This window comes from Mycobacterium sp. E796, assembly GCF_001672815.1.
Taxonomy (GTDB): Bacteria; Actinomycetota; Actinomycetes; order Mycobacteriales; family Mycobacteriaceae; genus Mycobacterium.
In genome coordinates, this window is record NZ_LZKK01000032.1 from 1 (window position 1) to 26266 (window position 26266).

The following is a 26266-nucleotide window of genomic DNA, read 5'->3' on the forward strand; positions in this document are numbered from 1 at the left end:
TCACCCGCGGCGACGCCGAGGCCCTGGCCCTGCGCGACGGCGACACCGTCTACGTGCGCGCCACCCGCGTGCCGCCCATCGCCAGCGAGGTGACGGAGGATCAGGCGGGAGTCGGCTCGGCCTGACGAGCACGCCTGCCTTACCCGGTGGTCGTCCGGTATTGCGGGCAGTACGCGGACGACGACAGCCCCAGGAAGAAGCCGGCCTGTTTCGCCGAGAGATTCGCATCCTTCATCAGCTTCATCACCAGCAGGGGCCGCGTCGTGCCCTGGTCGAGTAGGGCACACATGTTCCTGGCCATCCCGATGGCGACGTTGTTATCGGAAATCGGGATCCCCTGGCTCGCAAGGGCGGCGATGAACGCGTCATCGTTTTGGTCGGCCGATGCCGGCGCGGCGAAGAGCGGCGCCGCGGCGGAAAGCAGGACCACCACTGACGCCGACCACTTTCCAGAACCCATGTTTGTATGGGCCACTGTTCCTCTTGGTGCGGGCGAATTTGCTTCGGTTCAAAAATAACCGTTGAGGCAAGGGCAACGCTCACATCATCGGCGGGAACGGCACCATCCAGTTCATCGAGTTGTCGGTCTTGCCCCGGTACTGCGGGCAGTAGGCAGCCACCGAAAGGCCGACGAAGTAGCCGGCCTGCTTCGGCGAAAGCGGGGTGTCCTTCACGATCCCCATCGCCACCGCGGTTGACGCCTCGCCCTTGTCGAACCCGGCGCACACCGTATGCCCCATCGAAACCGCGGTGCCGCGGTCGGACATCGAGATCCCGTTTTTCGCGAGGGCCGCGACGAACGCGTCGTCAATCGGCTCCGCCGATGCCGGCGCCGCACCCAGTAACGCGGCCGCGGACAACAGGACCCCGCAGGCGATCGACCACTTCGCGGCCCCCGCGTTCGTCTGGGTCATGGCCTCCCCCTAAACGGGTGAATCGGCTTCGAGTCAAGAACGACTTGGTTGAACGGTAACCGAAATCTAGACATTCCTCTCGTCGAGCGGCCGCAAGAATTCCGCAAGAACTTCGCGACGAAGCGGCAAGCGCCGGGCAGCAACGTATGCGTTGCCGGTCACGGCGACCGGCCCGCAAGGAAAGTTCGCAAGAAAAGTGTCCGACCGCGGGGGAGCGGTGGCTCAAAGGAATGCGAGCGGCCGACCGGGTCGCTGCGGTCCCGATCTTGGGACCGGTAGCGGCGCTGGACGGGTCAACTTGCACACAACTACAGACCACCCACCAGAGAGGAAAACCCGGTGAGCACCGACCTCGACAACGCGCCCACCCAGCGCATGCGCGGCATCAGCACGCTGACCCCCGTGAGCGAGCCCCGCATCGCCCACCGCGGCTGCTACGCGTCGGGATCGCGCGCCCTCGCGGTGGCAGAGACGGCCACGCTTCCCCGGATCAAGGCCGTCGCCCCCGCCGTGACCCCGTTGCCCGCCAAGGCGGCGCGGAAATGGCAGGGCCTCTACGCGCTCAAGCCGTGGTACACGCGCCGGCTGACGCCGATCGTGAACGTCGCGGTGCGACGGAACATCTCGCCGGACGTCTTCACCGTCGCCGGGGTGCTGGCGGCGGGTGTGGCCGGAGCGACGGTCGCACTGGGCTGGTGGCCCCTGACGGCGCTCTTCCTGGCGCTGCGGCTGGCCGGGGCGAACCTCGACGGCGCGGTCGCCCGCGCCCGCGGGGTCAGCCGGCCGTGGGGATTCGTCGTCAACGAGATCGGCGACCGCGCCTCGGACCTGTTGACCTTCGCGGGGCTCGCGGTGTGGGCGGCGCGGCAGCGCGGCCCCGGGCTGCATTGGCTGTCCTGGCCGGTGATCATGGTGCTGGTCGCCGCGCTGGCCGCGACATTGCCCACCTTCGCCTCGTTGGCCGGAGCCGCCGCCGGCGCGCCCCGGCGCAACGGGGGTCCGCTCGGCAAGACCGAGCGCTGCCTCTTCGTTTTCTTGGCCACCGCCTTCCCGGTCATCCTGCCGGTGGTGGCGACCCAGCTGGTGAACGGCTCGCTGATCACCACGGTGCTGCGGCTACGGGCCGCCCACCGTGAGCTGGCGGCGAAGCGTCAGGACGGCCCGGCCGCGCAGGGCACGCAGGAATTGGCGGTGCTGGCGTCATGACCGCGACCAGGATCAGCAGCGTGCTGCGGCACCGGCTCTGGCGGGCGGTGTGCGCCGTGTCCGGCGGGCTGACCGTGACCGGCCGCTGGCCGGTGCAGGGTGGCTGCGTGGTGGTGGCCAACCACTCCTCGCACGCCGACACCGCCGTGCTGCTGGCGGCGCTGCCCGCCGGCGCCCAGCCGGTGTTTGCCGCGGCGGCCGACTACTGGTTCGACGTCCCGGTGCGCCGCTTCGTGGCGTCCTCGTTGATCGGGATCCTGCCGGTGCGGCGGTCCGGCAAGGACACCTACGCCCAGCTGCTGGCCGCGGCCCGCCCCGCGCTCGAAGCCGGACGCACCGTCGTCATCTACCCCGAGGGCACCCGGTCGACGGACGGCAACATCGCCGAATTCCGTTCCGGCGCGGTCCGGTTGGCGCGCGACTGCGGCGTGCCGATCGTCCCCGTTGCGGTGCTCGGGACCGCCGAGGTGCTGCCGAAGGGCGCGAGCTTCATCTCCCACGCGCCGATGCAGGTGCGCATCGGCGAGCCCGTCGACCCGGCCGGCACGTCCGCGCCGCAGCTACGCGAGCAGGTCATGGCCTTGCGGGGAGACGCCGCGGTCAAGAGCCGTCCGTTGGCGCACGCCGCCTGAATCGCCGCGCCGAGCGTGCATTCAGCGTGAATTTCTCGAATATTTCTCGCAGTGAGTGCACGTTCGGTGCGCGGTCGCACGCCGCCTGACGCTGCTCAACCGAGCAGATAGGCCAGTGGGAGGACCAGCAACAGCGAGTCGATCCGGTCGAGCAGCCCGCCGAAGCCTGGGAGCCATGTGCCCGCGTCCTTGACCTGGGCCTGCCGCTTCACCATCGATTCGACGAGATCGCCGAGCACGCCGCCGAAGGCCACCGCCACCAGCAGGCCGAGGGTCATCGTGCCCAGCAACGTCAGCACCAGAAACGCCCCGATGACCGCACCGACCAGCCCGCCGACCGTCTTGTTGGGGCTCAACGGGGACAACGGCTTTCGCGCCCATCCGAAGAAGCGCAGTCCTTTTCCGCCGCACCAGGCCGCGACGTCGGTGGCCGCGGCCGCGAAGCACACCAGGTACGCGTCGGACCACAACGTCACCAGGTGCGCCAGAGACCAGCAGATCCACACCGAACCGAACGCGGTGAAAGTGGTTCGCCTGCCGCCGTTTTCGACGTCGCCGCTGAATACCGAGGGCAGCGCGCACGCCAGCACGATTATCGGCGCGAGGCGCAGCAGCGGCGGATGCAGCCACGCCGCAAGCGGATACAACACGGCCAGCGCCAGCAGCAGATACGTGTCGGCCTTGCCGAGTTTCACCAGGCGCGCGTACTCGAACACCGCGACGACGGCCAGCGCAGCCGCCAGGGTGGCGGTGGTGCCCCGGCCTATCCAGATGGGGATGCCGACCACCGGTGCGATCATCACCCACGTGGTCCACCGCCGGATCAGCTCACGCCGGCGCGACGCGAGCACCACGACGCCGGCGACCACCAGGATCACGACGGTGACCCACAGGAAGAACACGGATCGCGCGTACAGGTGCACGTGCAGCGGACCCGCGTCGAAGTTCAGCGGCAATCGCCGATCCAGATGCAGGATCCGCAGGTAGTAGTCGACCAGCATCAGCGTGGCCCGTCCACATCAGCCTCCCAGCAAACTGTGGTCCAGGAAACGATAAGTGGTCGGGGCCGATCGGGGAAATGAAATCGCGTCATCGGGCCCGGCGTCGGCTACCTGCCGCACGGCTGCGCTGGCCCCCTCGGATCGGCTCGCGGTAGGGTGAAACGAGTGTGTGGACTCACCGGTGAAGTTCGACTCGATGGCCGGGTTCCCGACGTAGCGGCGGTGTCAGCAATGGCTGCCGTCCTGGCGCCCAGGGGGCCGGACGCGGCGGGGACCTGGTCACAAGGCCGGGTTGCTCTCGGCCATCGTCGCCTCAAGATCATCGATCTGACCGAAGCGGGCGCCCAGCCGATGGTCGATTCGGAGCTGGGCCTGGCAGTCGCCTGGAACGGCTGCATCTACAACTACAAGGAGCTGCGGCGCGAGCTGAGCGACCACGGGTACCGGTTTTTCTCGCACAGCGACACCGAGGTCCTGCTCAAGGCCTACCACCACTGGGGCGACGATTTCGTCAGCCACCTGTACGGAATGTTCGCCTTCGTCATCGTCGAGCGCGACAGCGGTCGGGTGTTGCTCGGCCGGGACCGGCTCGGCATCAAACCGCTGTACCTCACCGAGGACGGTCATCGCGTCCGGTTCGCGTCGACGCTGCCCGCGCTGCTCGCCGGCGGTGGGGTGGACACCCGCATCGATCCCGTTGCGCTGCACCACTACATGACGTTCCACTCCGTGGTGCCGCCGCCGCTGACGATTCTGCGCGGCGTGCGCAAAATCCCTCCCGCGTCGGTGGTCGCCATCGAGCCCGACGGCCGGCGCAGCACCACCACCTACTGGACGCCGGACTTCACCAGGCGCGCCGATCGCTCCGACTGGTCGGAACGCGACTGGGAGGATGCGGTGCTGTCCGCGTTGCGGGTCGCGGTCGAGCGCCGGCTGGTCGCCGACGTCCCCGTCGGCTGCCTGCTGTCCGGCGGTGTCGATTCCAGCCTGATCGTGGGTCTGCTCGCCGAGGCGGGCCAGCACGGGCTGTCCACGTTCTCGATCGGCTTCGAGTCGGCGGGCGGCGTCGAGGGCGACGAGTTCCGGTGGTCGGACATCATCGCCCGGCGCTTCGACACCGACCACCACCAGATCCGCATCGGGACCGACCGGATGCTGCCCGCGCTCGACGGGGCGATCGGCGCGATGAGCGAGCCGATGGTCAGCCACGACTGCGTCGCGTTCTACCTGCTGAGCCAAGAGGTCGCGCGCCACGTGAAGGTCGTGCAGTCGGGTCAGGGCGCCGACGAGGTGTTCGCCGGCTACCACTGGTACCCGCCGATGGGTTCCCCGGCGGCGGCGACGCTGGAGGGGGCGGTCGCCGAGTACCGCGGCGCCTTCTTCGATCGCGATTCGGCCGAGCTGGCGGGTCTGCTGGGGGCGGGCAACCTCGCGCCGGGCGATCCCAGCCAGCGCTTCGTTTCCGAACACTTCGCTCGCGCGGGCGCCGAAACCGGCATCGACCGCGCCCTGCGGCTGGATACGACCGTGATGCTGGTGGACGACCCGGTGAAACGGGTGGACAACATGACGATGGCCTGGGGGTTGGAGGGCCGGGTTCCGTTCCTCGACCATGAGCTGGTCGAGCTGGCGGCGACCTGCCCCCCGGAGCTGAAGATCGCCCACGACGGCAAGGGCGTCCTCAAACAGGCTGCGCGACGGGTGATCCCATCGGAGGTCATCGACCGGCCCAAGGGGTACTTCCCGGTTCCCGCGTTGACTCACCTTGAAGGGCCCTACCTGGAAATGGTTCGCGACGCCCTCTACGCGCCGGTGGCCAAGGAGCGCGGGCTGTTCAACTCCGAAGCGGTCGACGCCCTGCTGGCCGACCCGAACGGCAAGCTCACACCGTTGCGCGGCAATGAGCTTTGGCAGATCGCCCTCCTGGAGCTGTGGTTGCAGCGCCACGGCGTGACGGGTCCGGCCGCATGACCGCCGTCGACCCCTCCGAGGATCACTCGCACGATCACGCCGAGGATCACACCGAGGCCATCACCATGGGCCTGCACGACGCCTCCCCACCCGAGCTCGTCGACGCGATGGCCAAGGATGTCGAGCTCGAAATGGGTTGGGGCAGACTGATTTTCGGTCAGACGTTCGCCGACGCCGAGACGTTGGCCGAGACGCTGCGCCGCGAGGTCGCCGGGCGGCGCGACATCTGCATCTACGCGCGCGAGTCCCACGTCGTGGTCGCCGGGGCGCCGACCGAGCTCTTCATCGACCCCAGCCACACCTATCGGCTGCGCTTCACCGGGCACCCGGACGAGGAGAACCTGGCGCCGTCGCCGGTCGGCATGACGGTGCGCACCCTGAACAACCCGGACGACGCCGACGCCATGAACCGCGTGTTCGTGCGCTGCGGCATGGTGCCCGCGCCGATCGAGACGATCTGGGACAACCACCTGCACCAAGAGGCGGTGACCTACCTGCTCGCCGTGCGTGACGACGACGATGCGGTGGTGGGCACCGTGACCGGCGTCGACCACAAGTTGCTGTTCTCCGATCCCGAGGAGGGGTCGAGCCTTTGGACGCTGGCCGTCGATCCCGCCGCGGCGCTTCCCGGGGTGGGTGAGGCGCTGACCCGGGCGGTGGCCGATCACTTCCGGCGCGCGGGACGGGCCTACATGGATCTGTCGGTGGCGCACGACAATGCCGCGGCCATCGGTCTTTACGAGAAACTCGGCTTCGTCCGCGTTCCAGTGTTGGCGATCAAGCGGAAGAACGCGATCAACGAGCCGCTGTTCACCCCGCCCCCGGAGACGGTCGAGGATCTCAACCCCTACGCGCGGATCATCGCCGACGAGGCGATGCGCCGCGGAATCTGGGTCGAGGTCCTGGACGCCGAGACCGGCGAGATGCGGCTCACGCACGGCGGTCGCAGCGTGATCACCCGGGAATCGCTGTCCGAGTTCACCTCGGCGATCGCGATGTGCCGTTGCGACGACAAGCGATTGACGCGACGTCTGGTCTCCGAGGCGGGCATCACCGTCCCGCGTGCGCGTCTGGCCACCTTCGACGACAGCGACTTCGCGTTCCTGCAGGAGGTCGGCGAGGTCGTCGTGAAACCCACCCGCGGAGAGCAAGGCAAGGGCATCACCGTGGGGGTGGTGGCCGAGAAGGGGCCCGACGAGCTCGCTGCGGCGGTGGCCCGGGCGCGCCAGCACTACCCGGAGGTGCTCATCGAGGAGCGCGTCGACGGCGACGACCTCCGCCTGGTGGTGATCAACGGCCGGGTCGTGGCCGCCGCGCTGCGCAAGCCGCCGGAGATCATCGGAACCGGCGACCACACCGTGCGAGACCTGATCGCGGCCGAGAGCCGCCGGCGTTCCGCGGCCACCGGGGGCGAGTCGAAGATCCCGATCGACGACATCACCGAGGCGACCTTGGCCGAGGCCGGCTGGAAGTTGGACGACGTACTGCCGCAGGGGAATCGGCTGCGCGTCCGCCGCACCGCCAACCTGCATCAGGGCGGGACGATCCACGATGTCACCGCCCAGGTGAACCCGGAACTGTGTCGCGTCGCGGTGGCGGCGGCCGAGGCGATCGGGATTCCGGTGACGGGCATCGACCTGCTGGTGCCCGACGTCACCGGGGCCGACTACGCGTTCATCGAAGCCAACGAGCGACCGGGGTTGGCCAACCACGAACCCCAGCCCACGGCGGCGGCGTTCATCGACTACCTGTTCCCCGGTCAACCGGGCCAGCCGCCGGCCTGGACTCCGGAGGAGTCACGCGCCGACCGGGATTGAGCTTGCGACAGGCCTTGTTTGGGTAATGCTCTGCGCACGCAGATAGGAGTCACATGAGCGCGGGCGTGCAAACCGGAACCATCACCACCCACATCCCGGCGCGGCTGGACCGGCTGCCCTGGTCGCGGTTTCACTGGCGTGTCGTCATCGGGCTCGGCGGTGTCTGGGTTCTCGACGGGCTCGAGGTCACCATGGTCGGCAACGTGTCGTCTCGCCTCACCGAGAAGGGCAGCGGCATCGGTCTCACCCCCGCGCAGATCGGCGTGGCGGCCGCGTTCTACATCGCCGGGGCCTGCCTGGGCGCACTGGTCTTCGGTCACCTGACCGACCGGTTCGGCCGGCGGAACCTGTTCATCCTCACGCTCGTGGTGTATTTGACCGCCACCGTCGCGACCGCATTCGCCTTTGCGCCTTGGTATTTCTTCATCGCCCGCTTCTTCACCGGCTCGGGCATAGGCGGCGAATACGCCGCGATCAATTCGGCGATCGACGAATTGATCCCCGCTCGGGTGCGCGGTCGGGTGGACCTGGTGATCAACGGGACCTACTGGCTTGGCTCGGCCGCCGGGGCGGCCGGGGCGCTGGTCCTGCTCGACACGTCGAACTTCGCACCGAACATTGGCTGGCGGCTCGCCTTCGGCCTCGGCGCCATCTTCGGCATCTTCGTCCTGCTGGTCCGGCGCAACGTCCCGGAGAGCCCGCGGTGGTTGTTCATCCACGGGCGTGCGCAGGAGGCCGAGCGGGTGGTCGGCGAAATCGAAGAAGAGGTGCGGCGGGGGAGCGACAAAGCGCTGCCAGAACCGGCGGGCCGGCCCCTCAAAGTTCGTCAGCGCGAAGCGATCCCGTTCCGGGAGATCGCGAGGGTGGCGTTCACACTGTATCCGCGCCGCGCGGTGCTCGGGCTGGCGCTGTTCATCGGGCAGGCGTTCCTCTACAACGGGGTCACGTTCAACCTGGGCACGCTGTTGAGCGGGTTCTACGGGGTGCCGTCCGGCAAGGTGCCGGTGTTCTTCATCCTGTGGGCGGTAAGCAATTTCGTCGGACCGCTTGCGTTGGGCCACCTGTTCGACACCGTCGGTCGTAAACCGATGATCGCGGCGACCTACATCGGGTCCGCCGTGGTGGCCGTCGTCCTCGCGATTTTGTTCGTCACGCAGACGGGCGGCGCCTGGACATTCATCGCCGTCCTGGCGGTGGCGTTCTTCCTGGCGTCGGCGGGCGCGAGCGCCGCGTATCTGACGGTGAGCGAGATCTTCCCGATGGAGACCCGGGCGCTGGCGATCGCGTTCTTCTACGCGGTGGGAACGGCGATCGGCGGCATCACCGGCCCGCTGCTGTTCGGCCAGCTGATCAACTCCGGAGAGCGGGGTCAGGTTGTTTGGTCGTTCCTCATCGGCGCGGCGGTGATGGCGGTCGCGGGCCTGATCGAGCTGTGGCTGGGCGTCGCGGCCGAACGGCGCCCGCTCGAAGAGCTGGCGTTGCCCTTGACGGTGGCCGACGCTGAGCGCGAGGAAGAAGCGCCGACCCAGCACTAGCCGGGCCTCGGACGCTTGGGGCGTTGAGTGTGAGTCGTGGGCGTTGCGTGGGAGCCCACGGCGGCAGAATCGCCAAGACGCCGCCATAACTTCACGCTGAAAACCCAGAATTCACTACGACACTTGGCGCAGAGATTCTCGACACGTAGCAACGCAGGCACCGGTCACGGGATGATTCCCGGGTGATGCGGTCGCGGCGCGTGCTCCAGATCCGCCGGATCCGCGCATGGCTGGCGTTGTGCGCGGCGATCACGTTGATCCCGTGGACCGTCTACCTAGCCCTCACCTTGCCGCAGGACTACACCGCGCAGCATTGGCAGGCCACCTGGGTCGGCTTCGACATCTTGTTACTCGCGTTCATGGTCGCCACCGCGGTGCTCGGTTTCCTGCAGCACCGACTGCTGACGCTGTTTGCGTTCACGACCGGGGTGCTGCTCGTGTGCGACGCCTGGTTCGACGTGTTGACCGCCGAAGCCGGCGACCTTTTTCTGTCGGCGCTCATCGCCGGGGTGGTGGAATTGCCGTTGGCGGCGGTGTTGATCGTCGGCACCCTGCGGATCGCGCGCCTGCAGGGTCCCCCTTTCGGCCGGGCGAGGCGGCCTTTCAGGGCGCGGCGGCGAGAATATAGAAAACGATATAGAATCTAGACATGGCGTTGAGCATCAAGGATCCTGAGGCGGATCGGCTCGCCAGGGAACTCGCGGCTCGGACGGGCGAGAGCTTGACGGAAGCGGTCGTCGTGGCCTTGCGGGAACGACTCGCGCGCGAAACCGGGCGCACGAGGTCCGTGCCCCTGCGTGAAGAGCTGGCCGCGATCCGCCGTCGTTGCGCGGCGTTGCCGGTCCATGACAACCGAAGTGCGGATGAGATCCTCGGCTTCGACGAGGACGGTTTACCCGCCTGATGGTGATCGACACTTCCGCGCTGGTTGCGATGCTCACGGATGAGCCTGAGGCCGAACGGTTCGAGGCGGTTGTCGAAGCAGACCCCGTCCGGCTCATGTCGGCGGCCTCGTACCTGGAGACGGCAATCGTGATCGAGGTGCGATTCGGTGAACCGGGCGGCCGCGAATTGGATCTGTGGTTGCATCGGGCGGGCGTTGACATTGTCGGCGTCGACGTCGATCAGGCCGATGCCGCCCGAGTCGCCTACCGCAGATATGGCAAGGGGCACCACCGCGCGGGCCTCAACTATGGCGACTGCTTCTCCTATGCCCTTGCCAAGATCAGCGGCCAGCCCCTCCTCTTCAAGGGCGACGATTTCGCCCACACCGACATTCGAGTGGCGCTCGCCGACAGCTAATCGGCCAGATCGGGCGTCGCGATTTCTTCGCGCCAAGCGTTCAATACGTCCTCGACGCGTTGGCGCACCCGATCTCGGGCTATCGCACGGTCGACGCCCGACATCAACAGCTGGTCGTAGTTGGTGTCGAGGTGTCGGACGGATGCCGCGACTGCGAGGTAGACGGCGTCGGCGTCGAATGCACGCGCGGCGGCGCTTCGACCGACTCGACCGCTACCGCGCATCGCTGCGTGCCGCGCGATGTCGTCGGCCCGGGCGGGGCGACAACCAGGGAACAGCTCGCGGATCGCGGTGGCGAACTCGGCCTGAAACTCTAAATACTCCGATGCGCGCCGTGCCTGGTCCCGCTCTCGGCGGCGTGAGCGCGCCTCGGCATCCGACAGGCATTCCTGTTCAGCGCGTTCGAGCGCGTCCGCCTCAGCCAGGATCCCTTGGCGCTCATAGCGATTACGCGTACGGCTCCACCGGACAACCACCGCCGAAAGGCCACTGTTTTTCTTCGCCCGCCTGGTCAGCGCCGCGTCACCGGAAGGCAGGAAGACCAGGTGACCGAGGTCGGCGCAATCAAGGCACAGCGGATTGCCGTCATCGATTTTTAGGAAGCCGCCGCTGCCCCCACAGGAAGTGCAGGTCCACTTCTTCACGGGTCAGATCACCAGAAGATCCGGTGACCGGTTGTGCCGCTTAATCGTAGGGCCTTCTCGCATTCGGGCGTGTTGGGTAGCGCCGGAGGCCGCGTCTCATGATCGAAACCATTGCGGACCCGCCGTTGACATCGGCGTAACAAGTTTGCCATCGAACGTTCCTACTGTGGGGCGGTCCACTGTCCGGCACAGGAAATCGTGGGCCCCCCTCAGCGATAGGAACTAAATTGAGCGGAAACGCGGTCCGCCTGCAGGCGATCAACAACGTCGAGGCGTATGTCCCCCCAGCCATCAGTTTCGTACCTGGCGAAGAGCCCGGCGCGGTCTTCGGCTCGAACGTCTTCACCAAGGCCGAGATGCAGGCCCGTCTGCCCAAGTCGGTGTACAAGTCCATCGTCGCGACCATCGAGAAGGGCACCAAGCTCGACCCCGCGGTGGCGGATACGGTCGCCGTGGCGATGAAGGACTGGGCGCTGGAAAAAGGTGCCACCCACTACGCGCACGTCTTCTACCCGATGACCGGGCTCACCGCCGAGAAGCATGACAGCTTCCTGGAGCCCATCTCCGACGGCCAGACGCTGGCCGAGTTCGCCGGCAAGACCCTCATCCAGGGTGAGCCGGACGCGTCGAGCTTCCCGTCGGGCGGCCTGCGCAGCACGTTCGAGGCGCGCGGCTACACCGGCTGGGACGTGACCAGCCCCGCCTACATCCTGGAGAACCCGAACGGCAACACGCTGTGCATCCCGACGGTGTTCGTCTCGATGACCGGCGAAGCCTTGGACTACAAGACGCCGCTGCTGCGCAGTCAGCAGGCGATGGGCAAACACGCCGAGCGTGTCCTGAAGCTGTTCGGCCACAAGGACCTCAACCACGTCGTCTCGTTCTGCGGCCCGGAGCAGGAGTACTTCCTGGTCGACCGGCACTTCTTCCTGGCGCGCCCGGACCTCGTCAACGCCGGGCGCACCCTGTTCGGCGCCAAGCCGCCCAAGGGCCAGGAGTTCGACGACCACTACTTCGGCGCGGTGCCCGAGCGGGTGTTGGGCTTCATGATGGACACCGAGCGGGAGCTGTTCAAGCTCGGCATCCCGGCCAAGACCCGGCACAACGAGGTGGCCCCCGGCCAGTTCGAGATCGCGCCGATGTTCGAGCGGGCCAACATCGCCTCCGACCACCAGCAGCTGCTGATGACGATCTTCAAGACGATCGCGAAGAAGCACGGCATGGAGTGTCTGTTCCACGAGAAGCCGTTCGCCGGCGTCAACGGGTCGGGCAAGCACGTCAACTTCTCGATGGGCAACTCCGAGCTGGGCTCGCTGCTGGTTCCGGGCGACACCCCGCACGAGAACGCACAGTTCCTGGTGTTCTGCGCCGCGGTGATCCGTGCCGTGCACAAGTTCTCCGGGCTGCTGCGGGTGTCGGTGGCATCGGCCACCAATGACCACCGCCTGGGCGCCAACGAGGCGCCGCCCGCGATCATCTCGATCTTCCTCGGCGAGCAGCTTGCCGACGTGTTCGAGCAGATCGCCAAGGGCGCGGCGACGTCGTCAAAGGGCAAGGGCGTCATGCACATCGGCGTCGACACGCTCCCACCACTGCCGACCGACCCGGGCGACCGCAACCGGACCAGCCCGTTCGCGTTCACCGGCAACCGGTTCGAGTTCCGTGCGCCAGGCTCCGGGCAGACGGTGGCCGTGCCGCTGATCGTCCTCAACACGATCATGGCGGACTCGCTCGACTACATGGCGACGGTGCTGGAGAAGGCCGTCGCCGACGGCGAGGACTTCGACCATGCCGTTCAGCGGCTGCTCACCGATATCATCACCGAGCACGGTGCGGTCGTGTACAACGGCGACGGGTATTCGGAGAAATGGCAGATCGAGGCGGCCGCGCGCGGTCTGCCGAATCTCAAGACGTCGCTCGACGCCATTCCGGAGCTGATCAAGCCGGAGTCGGTTGAACTCTTCGAGAAGTACGGGGTGTTCAACGAGCGCGAGCTGCACAGCCGCTATGAGGTCCGGTTGGAGCAGTACGCCCTGACCATCGCGGTCGAGGCGAAACTGGCGCTGGAACTCGGTACGACCGTGATCCTGCCGGCCGCCATCCGGTACCAGACCGAGCTCGCCCAGAACGTCGCGACGCTGAAGAAGGCCGGCGTCGAAGCGAGCACGGTTGCGCTGGAAGCGGTTTCGACCCCGATCGCCGAGCTGCAAGAGGGCCTGGCGACGCTGAAGTCGGCGCTGTCCGACCACTCGGCGGAGACGGCGCTGGCCGAGGCTACGCACGCGCAGAAGGAGCTGCTGCCTGCCATGGCGGCGGTCCGCGCGGCCGCCGACACGCTGGAAAGCGTTGTAGCCGACGACCTGTGGCCGCTTCCCACCTACCAGGAGATGCTCTACATCCTGTGATAGACATCGTCGGGTGTGGGGGCCGGCCGCGCCAGCGGCGGTGATCCGCGGCCCCCACGCCCGACGATCCGCGCGCGCAAGAATTTCGCAAGAAACTCGCCAACTTCTGCCAAGTGCTGTGCCGCAACCTTTCCGCTGACGGGCCGTGCCCGTAACAGACCGGAAAGGGACAGAAAGTGCCGCAAAGCCGCGAAGACAAGACTTACGATTCGGCCATGTCGCTCGAGGCCGGCCAGGTATTCGCCGGATATACGATCCTGCGACTGCTGGGTTCGGGCGGCATGGGTCAGGTGTATTTGGCGGCGCACCCACGCTTGCCGCGCGAGGACGCGCTCAAGGTGCTGCCGCCTGACTTGACCGCCGACGCCGAGTTTCGGGCCCGATTTGTGCGCGAGGCCGACCTGGCGGCGGGGCTATCACATCCGCACATCGTGAGGGTTCACGACCGCGGCGAACAGGACGGCCATTTCTGGATCTCGATGGCCTATGTGCCCGGCACCGATGTGGGCCGGCTGTTGCGCGAAAACTATCCCGGCGGAATGCCGCTCGACGAGGTGGTGCCGATCATCACCGCCGTCGCAGAGGCGCTGGACTACGCGCACCATCGCGGCTTGCTGCACCGCGACGTCAAGCCGGCCAACATCCTGTTGGCCGAACCCGACGGGCAGGCGCGGCGGGTGTTCCTGGCCGATTTCGGCATCGCCCGCCGCATCGATGACGCGACCGGGCTGACCGCGACGAACATGACGGTCGGTACCGCGGCCTACGCGGCGCCCGAACAGCTCAAGGGCGAGTCGATCGACGGGCGCGCCGACCAATACGCCCTGGCCTGCACCGCATTTCACCTGCTGACCGGTGCGCAACCTTATGTCGACTCCAATCCCGCCGTGGTGATCAGCCAGCACGTCAACGCCCCGCCGCCGTCGATCGGTGCGCAGCGACCGGAGCTGGCCCAGCTGGATCCGGTGTTCGCCACCGCGATGGCCAAGGAGCCGTCCGGCCGGTTCGCCAGCTGCGGGGAGTTCGCGGCCCACCTCGGCGGCCGGCCGCTGCCGAGCTTCGCATACGCCGGCGAGATCCCCGCCCGCCCCGACAACGAAATCACCCAGCCTTCTTTCGGGGTCGCCGCGCCCACCGTCCCGCTGCGGCCGAAACCGGCCGGCTGGAAACGGTTGAGCCGGCGCCCGGCCGCACTGATCCCCGCCCTGGTGGGCGTCGCGCTGCTGATCGCCGGCGGTGTCTTCGCCTCCGAGAAGCTCACCCAGCCCAGCAAGCCGGCGCACCCCGCGGCGCCCACGGCCAGCCCCGGGCCCAAGGCACCGCCGCCGAACACGGGTCCCTTCACGGGCGTCTACCGGGCCGACTTCGCCCGGATCACCAGCATCGAAGGCATGCCGCCCCCGGGCGCCGCGCCGTCAGGTGAAACCTGGGCTGTCAGTTCGGCGTGCCGTCCCACCGGTTGCGTGGCGACCGCGACGCGCCTTACCGGCGAGACCATGCAGGTGCCGACGACCGTGTTCGATCAGGTCGACGGAACCTGGCGGGCGGTGACCGCCGGTTCGAGCACGTGCGGCGGTGGCAACGCCGAAGGCGAGATCTGGGAAACCTTCACGCTGCAACCGCGTCCCGACGGCACGCTCGCCGGGGAGGCGACCGAGATCATGGGCAAGGGCTGCGCCAACAAACGTAGCGTGACGTTCACCCGCACGGGAGACATCGACCTCGGCAGCGTGGCCGACCCGAATGCGCTGCCGCCGCGGGTGGTTTCGCCGGCCGAGGCGCTGCGCGGCCACTACCACGAATCGGATGTCACACCGACCGGTTTCAAAGGGCAGCAGGACTACGTCGTCCGCACGGACTGCCTGCGCACCGGCGACCGATGCATGAGCTTTTTTCACGCACCCCCGGCTTCCGCCATGGCGTTGGTATTCGGCGGCGGGGAATGGATCTACGACCGCGAGTTCGACGGCCGCTGCTCGAAGGGCGGCACGGCGCACGTACGGATCGTCGCGCATTTCCCGATGCCCCAGCCCGCACAGGACCCCATCGCGTTGCTCACCGGGCACGGTCACGAGGACGTGACGAATTCCGGCGGGACCAACTGCGGCAGCACGGACGTCGACGCAAAGTTCGCGCGCACCGGCGATTAGGCCCCCGGGGTAGCACGGATTGCCGTTGTCGTCACACGAGATGGCTGACTAGCGCGGGGTGTACCAGTAGTGCCACACCGAGCACCAGAAGCATCGCGGCCGTCACACGTCTGAGTTGGTCACCGAAGGGCGTAACCTTTTCCAGCCAGATCACCACGGCGATGGCCAGCATCCACGCCAGTTGCATTGTGCCGAAAGCGATCAGCACCACCATCAGCAACCAACACGAACCAACGCAATAGATACCGTAGCGACCGCCGGCAATAAGCGATCCGGCCGGACTGTTGAGTTCTCCGGCCGAACCCGGGGAAATCGTTGCGGGCCAGCGGGAATGCCGTAGACACGTCGCCTTGAGCGGCGTCAGCTGATGCAGCCCCGCGACAACCGCTGCCGCACCGGCAACGTGGCCGACCCACGGCCATGTGTGTAGCACCGGGTTGAGGCGGGTCGACGCAATAAATGCGGGTATCCCGACCGCGGTCCATACGGCCAGGTATGCGACGACGAATATGAGCGGCGAGGCGGCATTCCCGGCGCCGGCGTAACGGCGAACAAGCGGCAGGACTGCGGGCAACATCATCGCCGCCATCATCGCCACCCACGCGATGAGGAACGCCGCCAACGGCATCGTGGACTGGGCACCCATCGACATCTGGTCGCCCATTGACATCTGGTCGCCCGACGACATCTGAGCGCCCGTCGACATCCCGTCGCCGCGCATGCGGCCGGCGCTGATCACCGACCACCACCAGCCGATGCCCGCCAGGCCCAGCAGCATCGCCGGCAGCCACACATCGGTCCACGACCAGCCACTTTCTTGGCCGTTGTCCACTTCCACTCCCTTCGGTTGGCGCAAGCATAGGAGGACGACACGCATCGCGCGCGGCGAGAAAACGCCGCTAGATCGGGAAGGCTACCCCACCCCGGGAGGGGTGGCGTATGCTTTCCCTATGCAACGTTGCGGGGAACAGGAACTGACAGCGAAAAAGCACGCGGCGCTGAACCGGTTGAAGACGGTTCGGGGTCACCTTGACGGGATCATCCGGATGGTGGAGTCCGACGCGTACTGCGTGGACGTGATGAAGCAGATCTCGGCGGTGCAGTCCTCGTTGGAGCGGGCGAATCGGGTGATGCTGCACAACCACCTGGAGACCTGCTTTTCGACGGCGGTGCTGGACGGGCGCGGGCAAGCCGCGATCGACGAGCTGGTCGACGCGCTCAAGTTCACGCCGGCATTGACCGGCCCGCAGGCGCACCTGGGCGGCGCCGCGGTGGGTGAACCAACGAATGAGGCTCCGGCGACGACGGCGGGCCCGAGATGACGAAGTACACGCACCTCGGTGACGGGGCGACGACAGAAAGGGAACGTTCGAGATGATCGCGTTGCATGGATTCGTGGCCAAAGCGGTCCCCACCGTGGTGACTGGTGCGGTCGGGGTCGCCGCGTACGGGGCGACACGCAAGGCGGTGGCGAAGTTTCCGCTGCGCGCCGCGACCGTAACCGTCACCGCCTGGGGCATGCGGGTCGCCCGGGAGGCCGAGCGCAAGGCCGGCGAGGGTGCGGAACGGGCTCGACTGACGGCGGCCGATGTGATCGCCGAGGCCAAAGAGCGCCTCGGAGAGGACGTCTCGCCCGTTGCGGTGACGGACTAGCGCGGCGATGGCCACTGATACTCTGTGCGACCCCGACGTCGCACTCAGAGTCCTGTCCGACGCCGCGGGCCGGATGCGCGTGCACGCCAGCGGATTTCGCTTCGACGCGGTGCGCGCCGTAGCGATCGAGGACATGGTCGGCAAGGTGGCCGGCGTGCGCGCGGTGTACGCCTATCCGCGGACGGCGTCGGTGGTGGTCTTGTATTCGCGCGAGGACTGCGACACCGCGGCGGTCTTGTCGGCGATTGCCGATGCCGAGCAGATCCCGGTCGAATTGGTGCCCGCGCGTGCCCCATATTCGGCGGACGCCGCCAATCCCGGTGTGGTTCGCACGATTACCGGCGGCATCCGTCGTTTCTTGGCTGGTGCGTCGGACGACAAGCCGGTGGCAAGTGGCGGCTGTGGCCAGGGACCGGTCTCGTCGTGCCATGCGTCGCCGGGCGAGGACAGCAGACAACAGCAGCGAAAGTGGCTGCGGCGCGTCTGGCTTGCCGTGCCGCTGGGGCTGGTGTCATTCGGCGTGATGACGTTTTTCCCCGCGTACTCGTGGGCGAGGTGGGTGGCCTTCGCCGCGACCGTACCGGTCCAATTCGTCTCTGGCTGGCCGATTCTCAAGGGGGCGGTGCAGCAGGCGCGTGCGTTGAGCGCGAACATGGACACGCTGATCACGCTGGGCACCATGACCGCCTTCGGTTACTCGATCTATCAGTTGTTCACCGGCGGACCCGTGTACTTCGACACCGCGGCATTGATCAGCGCATCCGTGGTGTTGGGCCGCTATTTCGAGGCCAGGGCCACCGGCAAGGCGTCGGAGGCGATCAGCAAGCTGCTGGAGATGGGCGCCAAGGAGGCCTGCCTGCTCGTCGACGGCCAGGAGCTGCTCGTCTCAGTCGATCTCGTGCAAGTCGGCGACCTCGTACGGGTGCGGCCCGGGGAGAAGATCCCCGTCGACGGTGAGATCGTCGACGGGCGCGCGGCCGTCGACGAAGCGATGCTGACCGGCGAGTCTGTGCCGGTCGAGAAAACGGTGGGCGACCGGGTTGCGGGAGCAACGGTCAACGTCGACGGCCTGTTGACCGTGCGCGCCACCGCTGTCGGGGCCGACACCGCGCTGGCCCAGATCGTGCGTCTGGTTGAGCAGGCGCAGGGCGGCAAGGCTCCGGTACAGCGGATGGTCGACCGGGTTTCGGCAGTGTTCGTGCCGGCCGTCGTCGCTGTTGCGGTCGCGACGTTTGCCGGGTGGACGCTGTTCGCAGGAAACCCGTTGGGCGGCATGACCGCTGCGATCGCGGTGCTGATCACGGCATGTCCGTGTGCGCTCGGCCTGGCCACCCCTACGGCGATCACGGTCGGCACGGGTCGCGGCGCGGACTTGGGAATCCTGGTCAAGGGCGGCGAGGTGCTCGAAGCGTCCAGGAAGATCGACACCGTGGTCTTCGACAAAACCGGCACCCTCACCCGCGCCCAAATGCGACTCACGGACGTGATTCCCGGCAAGCGGCGCCAGCCGGATCCAGTGCTCAGGATCGCGGCCGCGGCCGAGTCGGGTTCCGAGCATCCGATCGGTGCGGCGATCGTCGCGGGCGCGCTCGAGCGGGGGTTGGAGATACCGCCCGCAACGGAATTCGCCAACCTTGCCGGGCACGGCGTCCGGGCCCAAATCGATGGCCAGGCCGTACTCGTCGGGAGGCGCAAGCTCATCGAGGATCATGGTTTGACGCTGCCCGAGCACCTCGCCACCGTCGCAGCGGAACTCGAAGAGCGCGGCCGCACTGCGGTATTCGTTGGCCGTGACGGTCAGGTTGTCGGTGTGCTCGCGGTGGCTGACACGATCAAAGATGACGCCGTCGACGTGGTGCGCCGGCTACAGGCCATGGGGCTGCAGGTGGCCATGATCACCGGCGACAACGCGCGCACCGCGGCCGCGATCGCGAAAGAGGTCGGCATCGACCGGGTGCTGGCCGAGGTGTTGCCCGAAGACAAGGTATCCGCGGTTCGGCTGCTGCAGGAAGGGGGCCATGTGGTCGCGATGGTGGGCGACGGCATCAACGACGCGCCCGCCCTTGTGCAGGCCGATCTGGGCATTGCTATCGGCACCGGAACCGACATCGCGATCGAGGCCTCGGACATCACCCTGATATCGGACCGGCTCGACGGCGTCGTGCAGGCGATCGAGCTGTCGAGGCAGACCCTCCGCACGATCTATCAGAACCTCGGCTGGGCCTTCGGCTACAACACCGCCGCGATTCCCCTTGCCGCGCTCGGGTTGCTGAGCCCGGTCATCGCGGGCGCAGCGATGGGATTGTCCTCGGTCAGCGTGGTGACGAACTCGCTGCGGCTACGCCGCGTCGGCGCCGGCACCCGCCGGCAGCCCGAACCACACAGTCGACCCGCGCTCGCGTCCGCTTGATGTAATACGTTCTGCTGCCGACTATCTACGTGGACCCATCATGCCGCCGGGCCCCATCATGCAGCCGCCCATCATCTGCTGCATCATCGCGGGCATACCCTGCTCGACGAACCCGGTTACCTCCCGCGCGTGCGCGCGGATGGCGTCGGTGAGAGCAGGATCTTCGGAAGTCTCCTCGACGACCACACCCGTTGCGGAGAGGGTGAATTGGCGGCGATAGCCGCTAGCGTGGCGAAACAGCGTCGGCAGGCTCTGGCTCATGCAACTGACCTCCGTCCCTTGATCGAGGTGGGCGTACATGCTCGAAACATGCGCCTGCAGTTGCGCGGCGAGCTCCGGTGCGTTCGATTGGGTGGTGGTGCGCACGCCGCCGGGAATCTCTTCCACTGTGCGGCTGATTTCGCGGTGCCGCATGAACATTTCCATGTATCGGCTCATGTCCACCGAACCGGCACCCATGAAGCCGCATCCGTTGGTGAGCCGAAGATCCATAGACGGCGGCGCGACCACGCTGCGGCGGACCGCCTGCAGGCCCAACAGACCGCCTGCGCCGAGCGCGCCGAGCGCGGCGAGTCCCGCCCGTCGGGTGAATTTGACCATGTCCTAGCCTCCACATCCAGCCGGAGCCGCTTCGCCAAGCTGACCAGACGCACCGCCCCCATGCTAGGGCCAATAGTCCCTACCCCCGAGGGGTATATGTGTGCAATCCTTCGAGGCATGACGGACACACCTGAATCCACGATCGAACCGACCACCGTGAGTGAGCAACCCCGCTACGACAACCGATTCGGCGGCCCCAGCCGCCTGGGCCAAGCCGCGGCGTGGGTAATCATCGTCGCCGGTGTGGTGTTCGTCGTCGGGTCGATTTTCTTCTGGGGCTTGCTCTTGGGCGCCCACTCCGGCTGGCACCGGGGCTATTACGGCGGCCACGAGGGCAGTTGCCCCATGATGGGCTCGGGCGGCGGAATGGGCGGCATGGGCGGGATGATGGGCCCGGGCGGAACGGGCGGAATGATGGGCCCGGGCGGGACGGGCGGAATGATGGGGCCGGGCGGAATGATGGGCCCCTCACAAACGCCCGCTCCGGCGCCTTCCACGCCGCACTCCTAGCGCGAACTAGCCGAGCAGCTTGGTGAGCCAGGTCGGATCCTGATAGTTCACCGACCTGGTGCCGTCCCACACGAACGGGGTGCCGGTGGCGTTGAGTCCGGTGAGCGTCGCGTCCCCGGCGGCGGCCTTGGCCTTGCCGGTGCCGACGTCGTCGCCGCCCTTGATGCAATCGATCACGCTGGCGTCGACGCCGACGGTCTTGGCCAGCTGGGCCAGTTCGCCGTCGGTGCGGTCCTCGGGGGCGTCCTCGGCGGGCTGAAAGTTGCTGGCGAACAGACCGGAGTAGAAGTTCATGTACAGCTTCGGATCATCCTGCGCCGCAACACAATACGTCGCCGCCACCGCGCGAGAGGAGTAATTCTTGCTGTGCGACTTGTCGTCGAGGAAGTTGAGCAGGTGATAGCGCACCGCCAGCTTCTTGCTGTTGACGGCGCTGTCGATGTCACCGGCGTTCGACCGGATGAAGCTGCCGCACGGCGGGCAGATCGGCTCGTTGAAAATGTCGATCGTCGTCGGTGCGGCCGAGCTGCCCACGGAGACACCGTCATCGAGCACCTTGAGCTCCACCGCGTCCGGCGGAGGCGCCGCCGACGTCGGCGTGGAGGACCGGGCGGACGGGGACGACGACTGCCACGGGTGGGCGGCAACGATGACCAACCCGACCACCACGGCCACCACGACCGCCACGACGACGCCGATCCACAGCCAGGGCTTGCGGCTGCTCTGGGGCGGCTGTCCCCAGAGCGGTGCGCCGACGCTGCCCATGTCGCCCGTGCCCCAGGTGGGAGTGCCGGGCCACCCCGTCGGCTGCGGCATCGGTGCCCCGGGAGCCGATCCGGTGGTCCACCGGGGTGCCTGAGGGGGTGCCTGGTTCGCCATTGCGGGCGGCGGCATGGCGGCGGCAAAACCGCTGGGCTGCTGGCCGGCGAACGCGGCGGGCAGCTTCGCCACCTGACTGCGCTCCAAAATGTCGGTGGCCCGATCCTGATCGGGCGTGGCCAGCGCGGCATACGCGGCCGCCGACAGATCACCACACGTGGCGTAGCGCGCCGCGGGATCCTTGGCCATGCCGCGGGCGATGACGGCGTCGAAAGCGACCGGGATGCTCGGGCGCGCGGCGCTGGGGCGTGGGATCGGCTGGTTGAGGTGGGCCCCCATCACTCCGATCGTGTCTCCCGTGTACGGCGGGGTGCCCGTCAGGCACTCATACAAGACGCAGGCCAACGCGTAGATGTCGGCCCGATAGGTGACCTCGCCATCGCTGAACCGCTCCGGGGCCATGTATTTGACCGTGCCCACGGTGGTGCCGAACGTCGTCAACTTCTCGTCGGACGTGGCGCTGGCGATGCCGAAATCCACGAGGTACGCGAAATCGTCTGCGCTGACGAGGATGTTCTCCGGTTTCACGTCGCGATGCATCACTCCGGCGGCGTGCGCCGCGTCGAGCGCCGAGCCGATCTGGCGCACGATCGCCACCGCCCGCGGCGGGGACAGCGGCCCGAAACGGCTCAGCGTCGCGGCCAGGTTCTTGCCGTCGATCAGGCGCATGTCCACATAGAGCTGACCGTCGATCTCGCCGAAGTCGTGGATCGGCACGACGTGCGGTTCCTGCAGCCGCCCCGCGGTGCGGGCCTCGCGCTGCATGCGCGAGCGGAAGACCGGATCGCTGGACAGCGTCTGCGACATCAGCTTGAGCGCCACGATGCGTTCCCGCACCGTGTCCTCGGCCTCGTAGACGTCGCCCATGCCGCCGCGGCCGACCAGCCGCCGCAGCCGATACGGCCCGAACTGCGAGCCCTCCCGCGAATCCGCGGTCGTGTCACCCATCGCCGACTCCTCACCCGCCGCCACGCGCCGCAAAACCCACACCGAAGCGCGGCGTGCCAGGCATAAGGCTAATGGTTCGGGCAACCGCGGGGCACGCCGAATTGCCAGAAAGCCAGCTAATTCCCGGTCGGCTGGCTACGAACTCCGGGGTGGGCGGGGATCACCGGCATTCCTCGTCGCCGGTCTTTTCGCTGAGCCCCTCCCGTGACAGCGCCCGGACGAAGCCGTAGGCCTGCATGCCCGCCGGGCCGGGATTTCTGACGATCCAGTCGTTGATCTTTCCCAGGGCGGAAGCCAAATCGTCACGCCTGACCCGGATCAGGTAGGTCTTGCGGTCGTCCTGCGGATCGTCGATCGACTCGGCGACGGCGACGGGGTTGCGGAACGCGTAGGCGATCCCGTGCACGGAATCGTTGTTCAGCGCCCATTGCAGCTCGCTGGGCCGCAGCCGGTTCACCGCCAGGTTGCGGTATTCGTCCTCGCCGTTTGAGTCGCTCACGTCGCCGGCCAACCTCCTCTCTGTGCCCGCGAGAAGAAGTCGGACGGCGATGGACTGAAGATTGTGTCGCGCAGGCAATTCGATGAAATTTTCCCCAAGCTTTCATCATAGGAAGCACAGTGCGTCGCTGCATGCCGAGCGAGCGTCCAGCAATCGCGACGGCACTGACGCCGACCGGACGCGACGACGTAGAGTAACCGGCGAGGCAAACCAAGCTGTCTGCGCCGGCTGCGAGGACCCATGACCGACGAACGCATCGAGACCCGCCGCACCATCGGAGCCCCGGCCGCCGACATCTTCGCGGTGCTGTGCGACCCGCAGGGCCACGTGTCCATCGACTCCTCGGGCATGCTCCAGGACGCCGAGGGTGACCCGGTGACGGGCGTCGGCGACAGCTTCGTGGTGCACATGGACCGGGAGTCGCTCAACGACTACCCGCAGCTCGGCAAATACGACGTCACGGTCGACATCAAGGAGTTCGAGAAAGACCGGCTAATTTCGTGGACGATTCTCGGCCAGATCCGCCCCCAGATCGGCCACGTCTACGGCTACCGGCTCGAGCCGGCCGACGACGGCGCGTCCACCGTGGTCACCTCGTTCTACGACTGGTCGAACATCGACCCGCAGTGGCGCGACGCCGGGATTTTTCCGGTGCTCTCCGAGGGTGCGCTGCGGGCAACCCTGGGCATTCTCGACCGGACGGTCCGCCGAGGCTATTCCCGGGGCTGACCGCCCGCTCAGCGGCGATACTTCAGGAACACGTAGTCGTCGTAGGCCAAGGCATGCTCAAGCCGCATCTCGACCGGCACGGACAGCCGTGCGGGCCGCCGGGCGCCGACGGGCTGGCTCCCGGCGAGCTTGGGCGCCACCGTCACACAGATTTCGGTGACGGCGTCGGCCTCCACCAGCTCGTCGAGCAGGGTCGGGCCGCCCTCACACAGGACGCGGTCCATGCCCTGGGCGCGCAGCAGGCCGACGGCGCGCGCCACATCGACGGAGTCCTCGCCGGCCACCAGGATCCGCCGGCGCGCATCGTGGCGGGCGGCCGAGCGCGCGCAGGTCACCAGGATCGGGGGCTGGTCGGGATCGCTGAACAGCCTGGCGGGCAGGTTCCCCGTGCGGGTGATCACGGCGATCGGCGGCGGGGCGCCCCGGTGCGCGTCGACGAGCCGCACCGGGCCGTAGTTCTCGGCGCGCGCCGTCCCCGCGCCGACCAGAACCACGTCCGCGAAGCCGCGCAGGATCCTGAGCAGCCGTTGATCGGCGGGACAGGACAGCGGGCCGGCTCGACCGGTGAACGCCGCGGCACCGTCGGCGCTGAAGATCATGTTGGCGCGCACGCCCGGTGGGGGATCGGCGTAGAACGACGCGAGTTCCGCGATGTCGCCGACGACGCCCACCCGTGGCGTCACCTCAGGCCTCATGGCCCGGTTCCAGATGGCGGACGTCGCCGAAGGACACCCACTGCTCGAGTTCTCGCGGCGGTTGGCCGTCCACCGGTTCGAGCAGGTGCCCGACGTGGTCACCGAGGCGGAAACGGTCGAGGATCTTGCTGGCGAACCAGGCGGCCGCGTCGTCGAGAATGGGCAGCTGCGCCGGGCCGCGATGCCACGAGCAGCGGTCGAACTTGTTGATCTCGTCGCCGGTCTGGCTGCCGAACAACTCCGCGACGCCGAGGTGCTCGTGGTCGAACACGTGCACGGCGAGGTGGCTGGCCCCGGCGGCCACCCGGAACGTGTGGTTCTTCGTGGACAAGCCGACCAAAAACCGCGGCGGGTGGATGCTGGTTTGGCTGGCGAAACCGACCAGGCAGCCGGCGTCGACGCCGCCGGCGTGGGTGGTTACCACGAACATCGGATAGTTCAGCAGCGCCACCAGCTTTTCGAATGCGTCTGTTCCGGGCTCGGTCACCCGCTCAGTCTTCCCGTTCGGATCGCCTGGGAATCGCGTACGCCGCGGCGCCGATGCCCAGCACCGCGACCCCGGACAGCACCGAAGACAGCGGCAGCGCGCACGCCAGCACCACGCACCCGACCAGCCCGATCACCGGGATCGCGCGGGGCGGGCGCCCCTCGTCGGGCCGGAGCGTGAACGCCGAGGCGTTGGCGACCGCGTAGTAGATGAGCACGGCGAACGAGGAAAAACCGATCGCCCCCCGCAGGTCGGCGGTCGCGGCCAACACCGCCACCACGACGCCGATCAGCAGCTCGGCGCGGTGGGGCACGCCGAACCTTGGGTGCACGGCGGTGAGTGCGTGGGGGAGGTGATGGTCGCGCGCCATCGCCAGGGTGGTCCGCGAGACCCCCAGGATCAGCGCCAGCAGCGAGCCCAGCGCCGCGACCGCCGCGCCCACCTGCACGACCGGCGCCAGCCAGACCATCCCCGCCACCCGCACCGCCTCGGACAACGGTGCGGCCGCGTCGGCCAGGCGCCGCGGCCCCAACGCGGCCAGCGCCGCGACGGCCACCAGCGCGTAGACGACCAGCGCGATCGTCAGTGCCAGCGGGATGGCCCGGGGGATGGTGCGCGCCGGGTCGCGCACCTCCTCGCCCAGCGTGGCGATGCGCGCGTAGCCGGCGAAGGCGAAAAACAGCAGTCCCGCCGCCTGGATCACGCCGCCGACGGTGACTCCCGTCAGGTGCAGGCGCTCGGTCTCGACGCTGTGGGAGGTGAAGACGGCGACGACGACCGCGGCCAGCACCGCCAGGACCACCGCGACGATGATCCGGGTCAGCCACGCCGACTTCTGCACCCCGATGTAGTTCACCGCCGTCAACGCGACCACCGCGGCGACGGCCACTGCGTGCGCCTGCGCCGGCCACGCGTAGGCGCCGACGGTCAGGGCCATGGCCGCGCACGAGGCGGTCTTGCCGACGACGAAGCCCCAACCCGCCAGGTAGCCCCAGAAGTCGCCGAGGCGCTCGCGCCCGTACAGATAGGTGCCGCCGGAGGCCGGGTAGAGGGCGGCGAGCCGCGCGGAGGAGGTGGCGTTGCAGTAGGCCACGACCGCCGCCAACGCCAGGCCCAGCAGCAGCCCGGAGCCGGCGGCGCGCGCCGCGGGGCCGAGCGCCGCGAAGATGCCGGCGCCGATCATCGAGCCCAGCCCGATCACCACCGCGTCGAACACGCCCAGGGTCCGGCGCAGCTCGTTCACGGCGCCCAACCTATCAAATCCATTTGATGTATTCTC

25 protein-coding genes and 2 pseudogenes are annotated in these 26266 nt (G+C 68.0%); 16 read left to right on the forward strand and 11 right to left on the reverse strand.

The window, feature by feature from the left end:
• Positions 1 to 125 (forward strand): annotated as a pseudogene (locus A5706_RS32830) (sulfate ABC transporter ATP-binding protein); the annotation flags it as partial.
• A gap of 14 nt (positions 126 to 139) precedes the next feature.
• Here the strand turns inward: A5706_RS32830 and A5706_RS02385 are convergent.
• Positions 140 to 433 carry a DUF732 domain-containing protein gene (locus A5706_RS02385; protein WP_231984961.1) on the reverse strand — a complete coding sequence of 98 codons (294 nt, stop codon included), beginning with the start codon at positions 431 to 433 and terminating at the stop codon, positions 140 to 142.
• Positions 434 to 539: 106 nt separating this feature from the next.
• The gene (locus A5706_RS02390) at positions 540 to 914 is read right to left on the reverse strand and encodes a DUF732 domain-containing protein (protein WP_068126669.1); all 375 of its coding nucleotides are present in this window, start codon (positions 912 to 914) and stop codon (positions 540 to 542) included.
• Between the two features lie 339 nt (positions 915 to 1253).
• Here A5706_RS02390 and A5706_RS02395 point away from each other — a divergent pair, with 339 nt between their 5' ends.
• The gene (locus A5706_RS02395; protein ID WP_231984963.1) at positions 1254 to 2120 is read left to right on the forward strand and encodes a CDP-alcohol phosphatidyltransferase family protein; all 867 of its coding nucleotides are present in this window, start codon (positions 1254 to 1256) and stop codon (positions 2118 to 2120) included.
• Positions 2117 to 2752 carry a lysophospholipid acyltransferase family protein gene (locus A5706_RS02400; RefSeq protein ID WP_068126671.1) on the forward strand — a complete coding sequence of 212 codons (636 nt, stop codon included), beginning with the start codon at positions 2117 to 2119 and terminating at the stop codon, positions 2750 to 2752. Before A5706_RS02395 ends, A5706_RS02400 begins: the two co-directional genes overlap by 4 nt.
• Positions 2753 to 2847: 95 nt before the next feature.
• On the opposite strand, the gene A5706_RS02405 is transcribed toward A5706_RS02400, so the two are convergent.
• On the reverse strand, positions 2848 to 3753 hold the full coding sequence (locus tag A5706_RS02405; RefSeq protein ID WP_068126673.1) for a phosphatidate cytidylyltransferase: 906 nt from the start codon (positions 3751 to 3753) through the stop codon (positions 2848 to 2850).
• A 165-nt stretch (positions 3754 to 3918) separates the two neighbouring features.
• Between A5706_RS02405 and A5706_RS02410 the strand changes: the two genes are divergently transcribed.
• The 6 genes from A5706_RS02410 (at position 3919) to A5706_RS02435 (ending at position 10378) form a co-directional block, all read left to right on the forward strand.
• The gene (locus tag A5706_RS02410) at positions 3919 to 5724 is read left to right on the forward strand and encodes an N-acetylglutaminylglutamine amidotransferase (protein WP_068126675.1); all 1806 of its coding nucleotides are present in this window, start codon (positions 3919 to 3921) and stop codon (positions 5722 to 5724) included.
• Positions 5721 to 7541: an N-acetylglutaminylglutamine synthetase gene (gene ngg / locus A5706_RS02415; protein WP_068126677.1), complete on the forward strand. Its 1821-nt coding sequence runs from the start codon at positions 5721 to 5723 to the stop codon at positions 7539 to 7541. Before A5706_RS02410 ends, ngg begins: the two co-directional genes overlap by 4 nt.
• A 53-nt stretch (positions 7542 to 7594) precedes the next feature.
• Positions 7595 to 9076 (forward strand): MFS transporter, encoded by a 1482-nt coding sequence (locus tag A5706_RS02420; RefSeq protein ID WP_068126679.1) that lies wholly within the window; start codon positions 7595 to 7597, stop codon positions 9074 to 9076.
• A 185-nt stretch (positions 9077 to 9261) separates the two neighbouring features.
• Positions 9262 to 9723, forward strand: coding sequence for a hypothetical protein (locus A5706_RS02425; RefSeq protein WP_068126681.1), 462 nt, complete (start codon positions 9262 to 9264; stop codon positions 9721 to 9723).
• A gap of 2 nt (positions 9724 to 9725) precedes the next feature.
• A complete protein-coding gene (locus tag A5706_RS02430) occupies positions 9726 to 9980 on the forward strand; it encodes a type II toxin-antitoxin system VapB family antitoxin (RefSeq protein ID WP_068126684.1) in 255 nt (84 codons plus the stop codon).
• Entirely contained in the window at positions 9980 to 10378 is a 399-nt protein-coding gene (locus A5706_RS02435) for a type II toxin-antitoxin system VapC family toxin (RefSeq protein WP_068126686.1), read from the forward strand. The genes A5706_RS02430 and A5706_RS02435 overlap by 1 nt, the downstream gene beginning before the upstream one ends.
• Here the strand turns inward: A5706_RS02435 and A5706_RS02440 are convergent.
• Positions 10375 to 11055 (reverse strand): annotated as a pseudogene (locus A5706_RS02440) (DUF2293 domain-containing protein); the annotation flags it as partial. The gene A5706_RS02435 and the pseudogene A5706_RS02440 sit on opposite strands and share 4 nt — an antisense overlap.
• Before the next feature lie 194 nt (positions 11056 to 11249).
• On the opposite strand from A5706_RS02440, the gene A5706_RS02445 reads away from it, so the two are divergent.
• On the forward strand, positions 11250 to 13427 hold the full coding sequence (locus A5706_RS02445) for a glutamine synthetase III (RefSeq protein WP_068126688.1): 2178 nt from the start codon (positions 11250 to 11252) through the stop codon (positions 13425 to 13427).
• Between the two features lie 215 nt (positions 13428 to 13642).
• Positions 13643 to 15577, forward strand: a complete 1935-nt coding sequence (locus tag A5706_RS32835; RefSeq protein ID WP_156766924.1) for a serine/threonine-protein kinase — start codon at positions 13643 to 13645, stop codon at positions 15575 to 15577.
• 31 nt (positions 15578 to 15608) lie between these two features.
• On the opposite strand, the gene A5706_RS02455 is transcribed toward A5706_RS32835, so the two are convergent.
• The gene (locus tag A5706_RS02455; protein WP_082964153.1) at positions 15609 to 16409 is read right to left on the reverse strand and encodes a DUF2182 domain-containing protein; all 801 of its coding nucleotides are present in this window, start codon (positions 16407 to 16409) and stop codon (positions 15609 to 15611) included.
• A gap of 118 nt (positions 16410 to 16527) precedes the next feature.
• Here A5706_RS02455 and csoR point away from each other — a divergent pair, with 118 nt between their 5' ends.
• The 3 genes from csoR (at position 16528) to A5706_RS02470 (ending at position 19640) form a co-directional block, all read left to right on the forward strand.
• Entirely contained in the window at positions 16528 to 16899 is a 372-nt protein-coding gene (gene csoR / locus A5706_RS02460; RefSeq protein WP_068126693.1) for a copper-sensing transcriptional repressor CsoR, read from the forward strand.
• A 55-nt stretch (positions 16900 to 16954) separates the two neighbouring features.
• Positions 16955 to 17230, forward strand: coding sequence for a DUF1490 family protein (locus A5706_RS02465; RefSeq protein ID WP_156766927.1), 276 nt, complete (start codon positions 16955 to 16957; stop codon positions 17228 to 17230).
• 73 nt (positions 17231 to 17303) lie between these two features.
• Positions 17304 to 19640, forward strand: coding sequence for a copper-translocating P-type ATPase (locus A5706_RS02470; protein ID WP_156766928.1), 2337 nt, complete (start codon positions 17304 to 17306; stop codon positions 19638 to 19640).
• 21 nt (positions 19641 to 19661) lie between these two features.
• Here the strand turns inward: A5706_RS02470 and A5706_RS02475 are convergent, their stop codons facing one another.
• Positions 19662 to 20240, reverse strand: coding sequence for a hypothetical protein (locus A5706_RS02475; protein WP_068126699.1), 579 nt, complete (start codon positions 20238 to 20240; stop codon positions 19662 to 19664).
• A 117-nt stretch (positions 20241 to 20357) separates the two neighbouring features.
• Here A5706_RS02475 and A5706_RS02480 point away from each other — a divergent pair, with 117 nt between their 5' ends.
• Positions 20358 to 20750 carry a hypothetical protein gene (locus A5706_RS02480; RefSeq protein ID WP_068126701.1) on the forward strand — a complete coding sequence of 131 codons (393 nt, stop codon included), beginning with the start codon at positions 20358 to 20360 and terminating at the stop codon, positions 20748 to 20750.
• 6 nt (positions 20751 to 20756) lie between these two features.
• Here the strand turns inward: A5706_RS02480 and A5706_RS02485 are convergent, their stop codons facing one another.
• Together A5706_RS02485 and A5706_RS02490 are read right to left on the reverse strand one after the other, a co-directional pair.
• Positions 20757 to 22577 carry a serine/threonine protein kinase PknE gene (locus A5706_RS02485; RefSeq protein WP_068126761.1) on the reverse strand — a complete coding sequence of 607 codons (1821 nt, stop codon included), beginning with the start codon at positions 22575 to 22577 and terminating at the stop codon, positions 20757 to 20759.
• Positions 22578 to 22737: 160 nt separating this feature from the next.
• Positions 22738 to 23034, reverse strand: coding sequence for a hypothetical protein (locus tag A5706_RS02490; protein WP_369831783.1), 297 nt, complete (start codon positions 23032 to 23034; stop codon positions 22738 to 22740).
• A 282-nt stretch (positions 23035 to 23316) separates the two neighbouring features.
• Here A5706_RS02490 and A5706_RS02495 point away from each other — a divergent pair, with 282 nt between their 5' ends.
• Positions 23317 to 23805, forward strand: a complete 489-nt coding sequence (locus A5706_RS02495) for an SRPBCC family protein (RefSeq protein WP_068126703.1) — start codon at positions 23317 to 23319, stop codon at positions 23803 to 23805.
• Positions 23806 to 23813: 8 nt separating this feature from the next.
• On the opposite strand, the gene A5706_RS02500 is transcribed toward A5706_RS02495, so the two are convergent.
• The 3 genes from A5706_RS02500 to A5706_RS02510 are packed head-to-tail and all read right to left on the reverse strand — an operon-like array spanning position 23814 to position 26239.
• Positions 23814 to 24488, reverse strand: coding sequence for a pyrimidine reductase family protein (locus A5706_RS02500; protein WP_369831780.1), 675 nt, complete (start codon positions 24486 to 24488; stop codon positions 23814 to 23816).
• Between the two features lies 1 nt (position 24489).
• Complete coding sequence (locus tag A5706_RS02505) at positions 24490 to 24987, reverse strand: flavin reductase family protein (RefSeq protein ID WP_068126708.1); 498 nt, start codon at positions 24985 to 24987, stop codon at positions 24490 to 24492.
• Positions 24988 to 24991: 4 nt separating this feature from the next.
• Positions 24992 to 26239 carry an APC family permease gene (locus A5706_RS02510; RefSeq protein WP_068126710.1) on the reverse strand — a complete coding sequence of 416 codons (1248 nt, stop codon included), beginning with the start codon at positions 26237 to 26239 and terminating at the stop codon, positions 24992 to 24994.
• Positions 26240 to 26266: the final 27 nt, after the last annotated feature.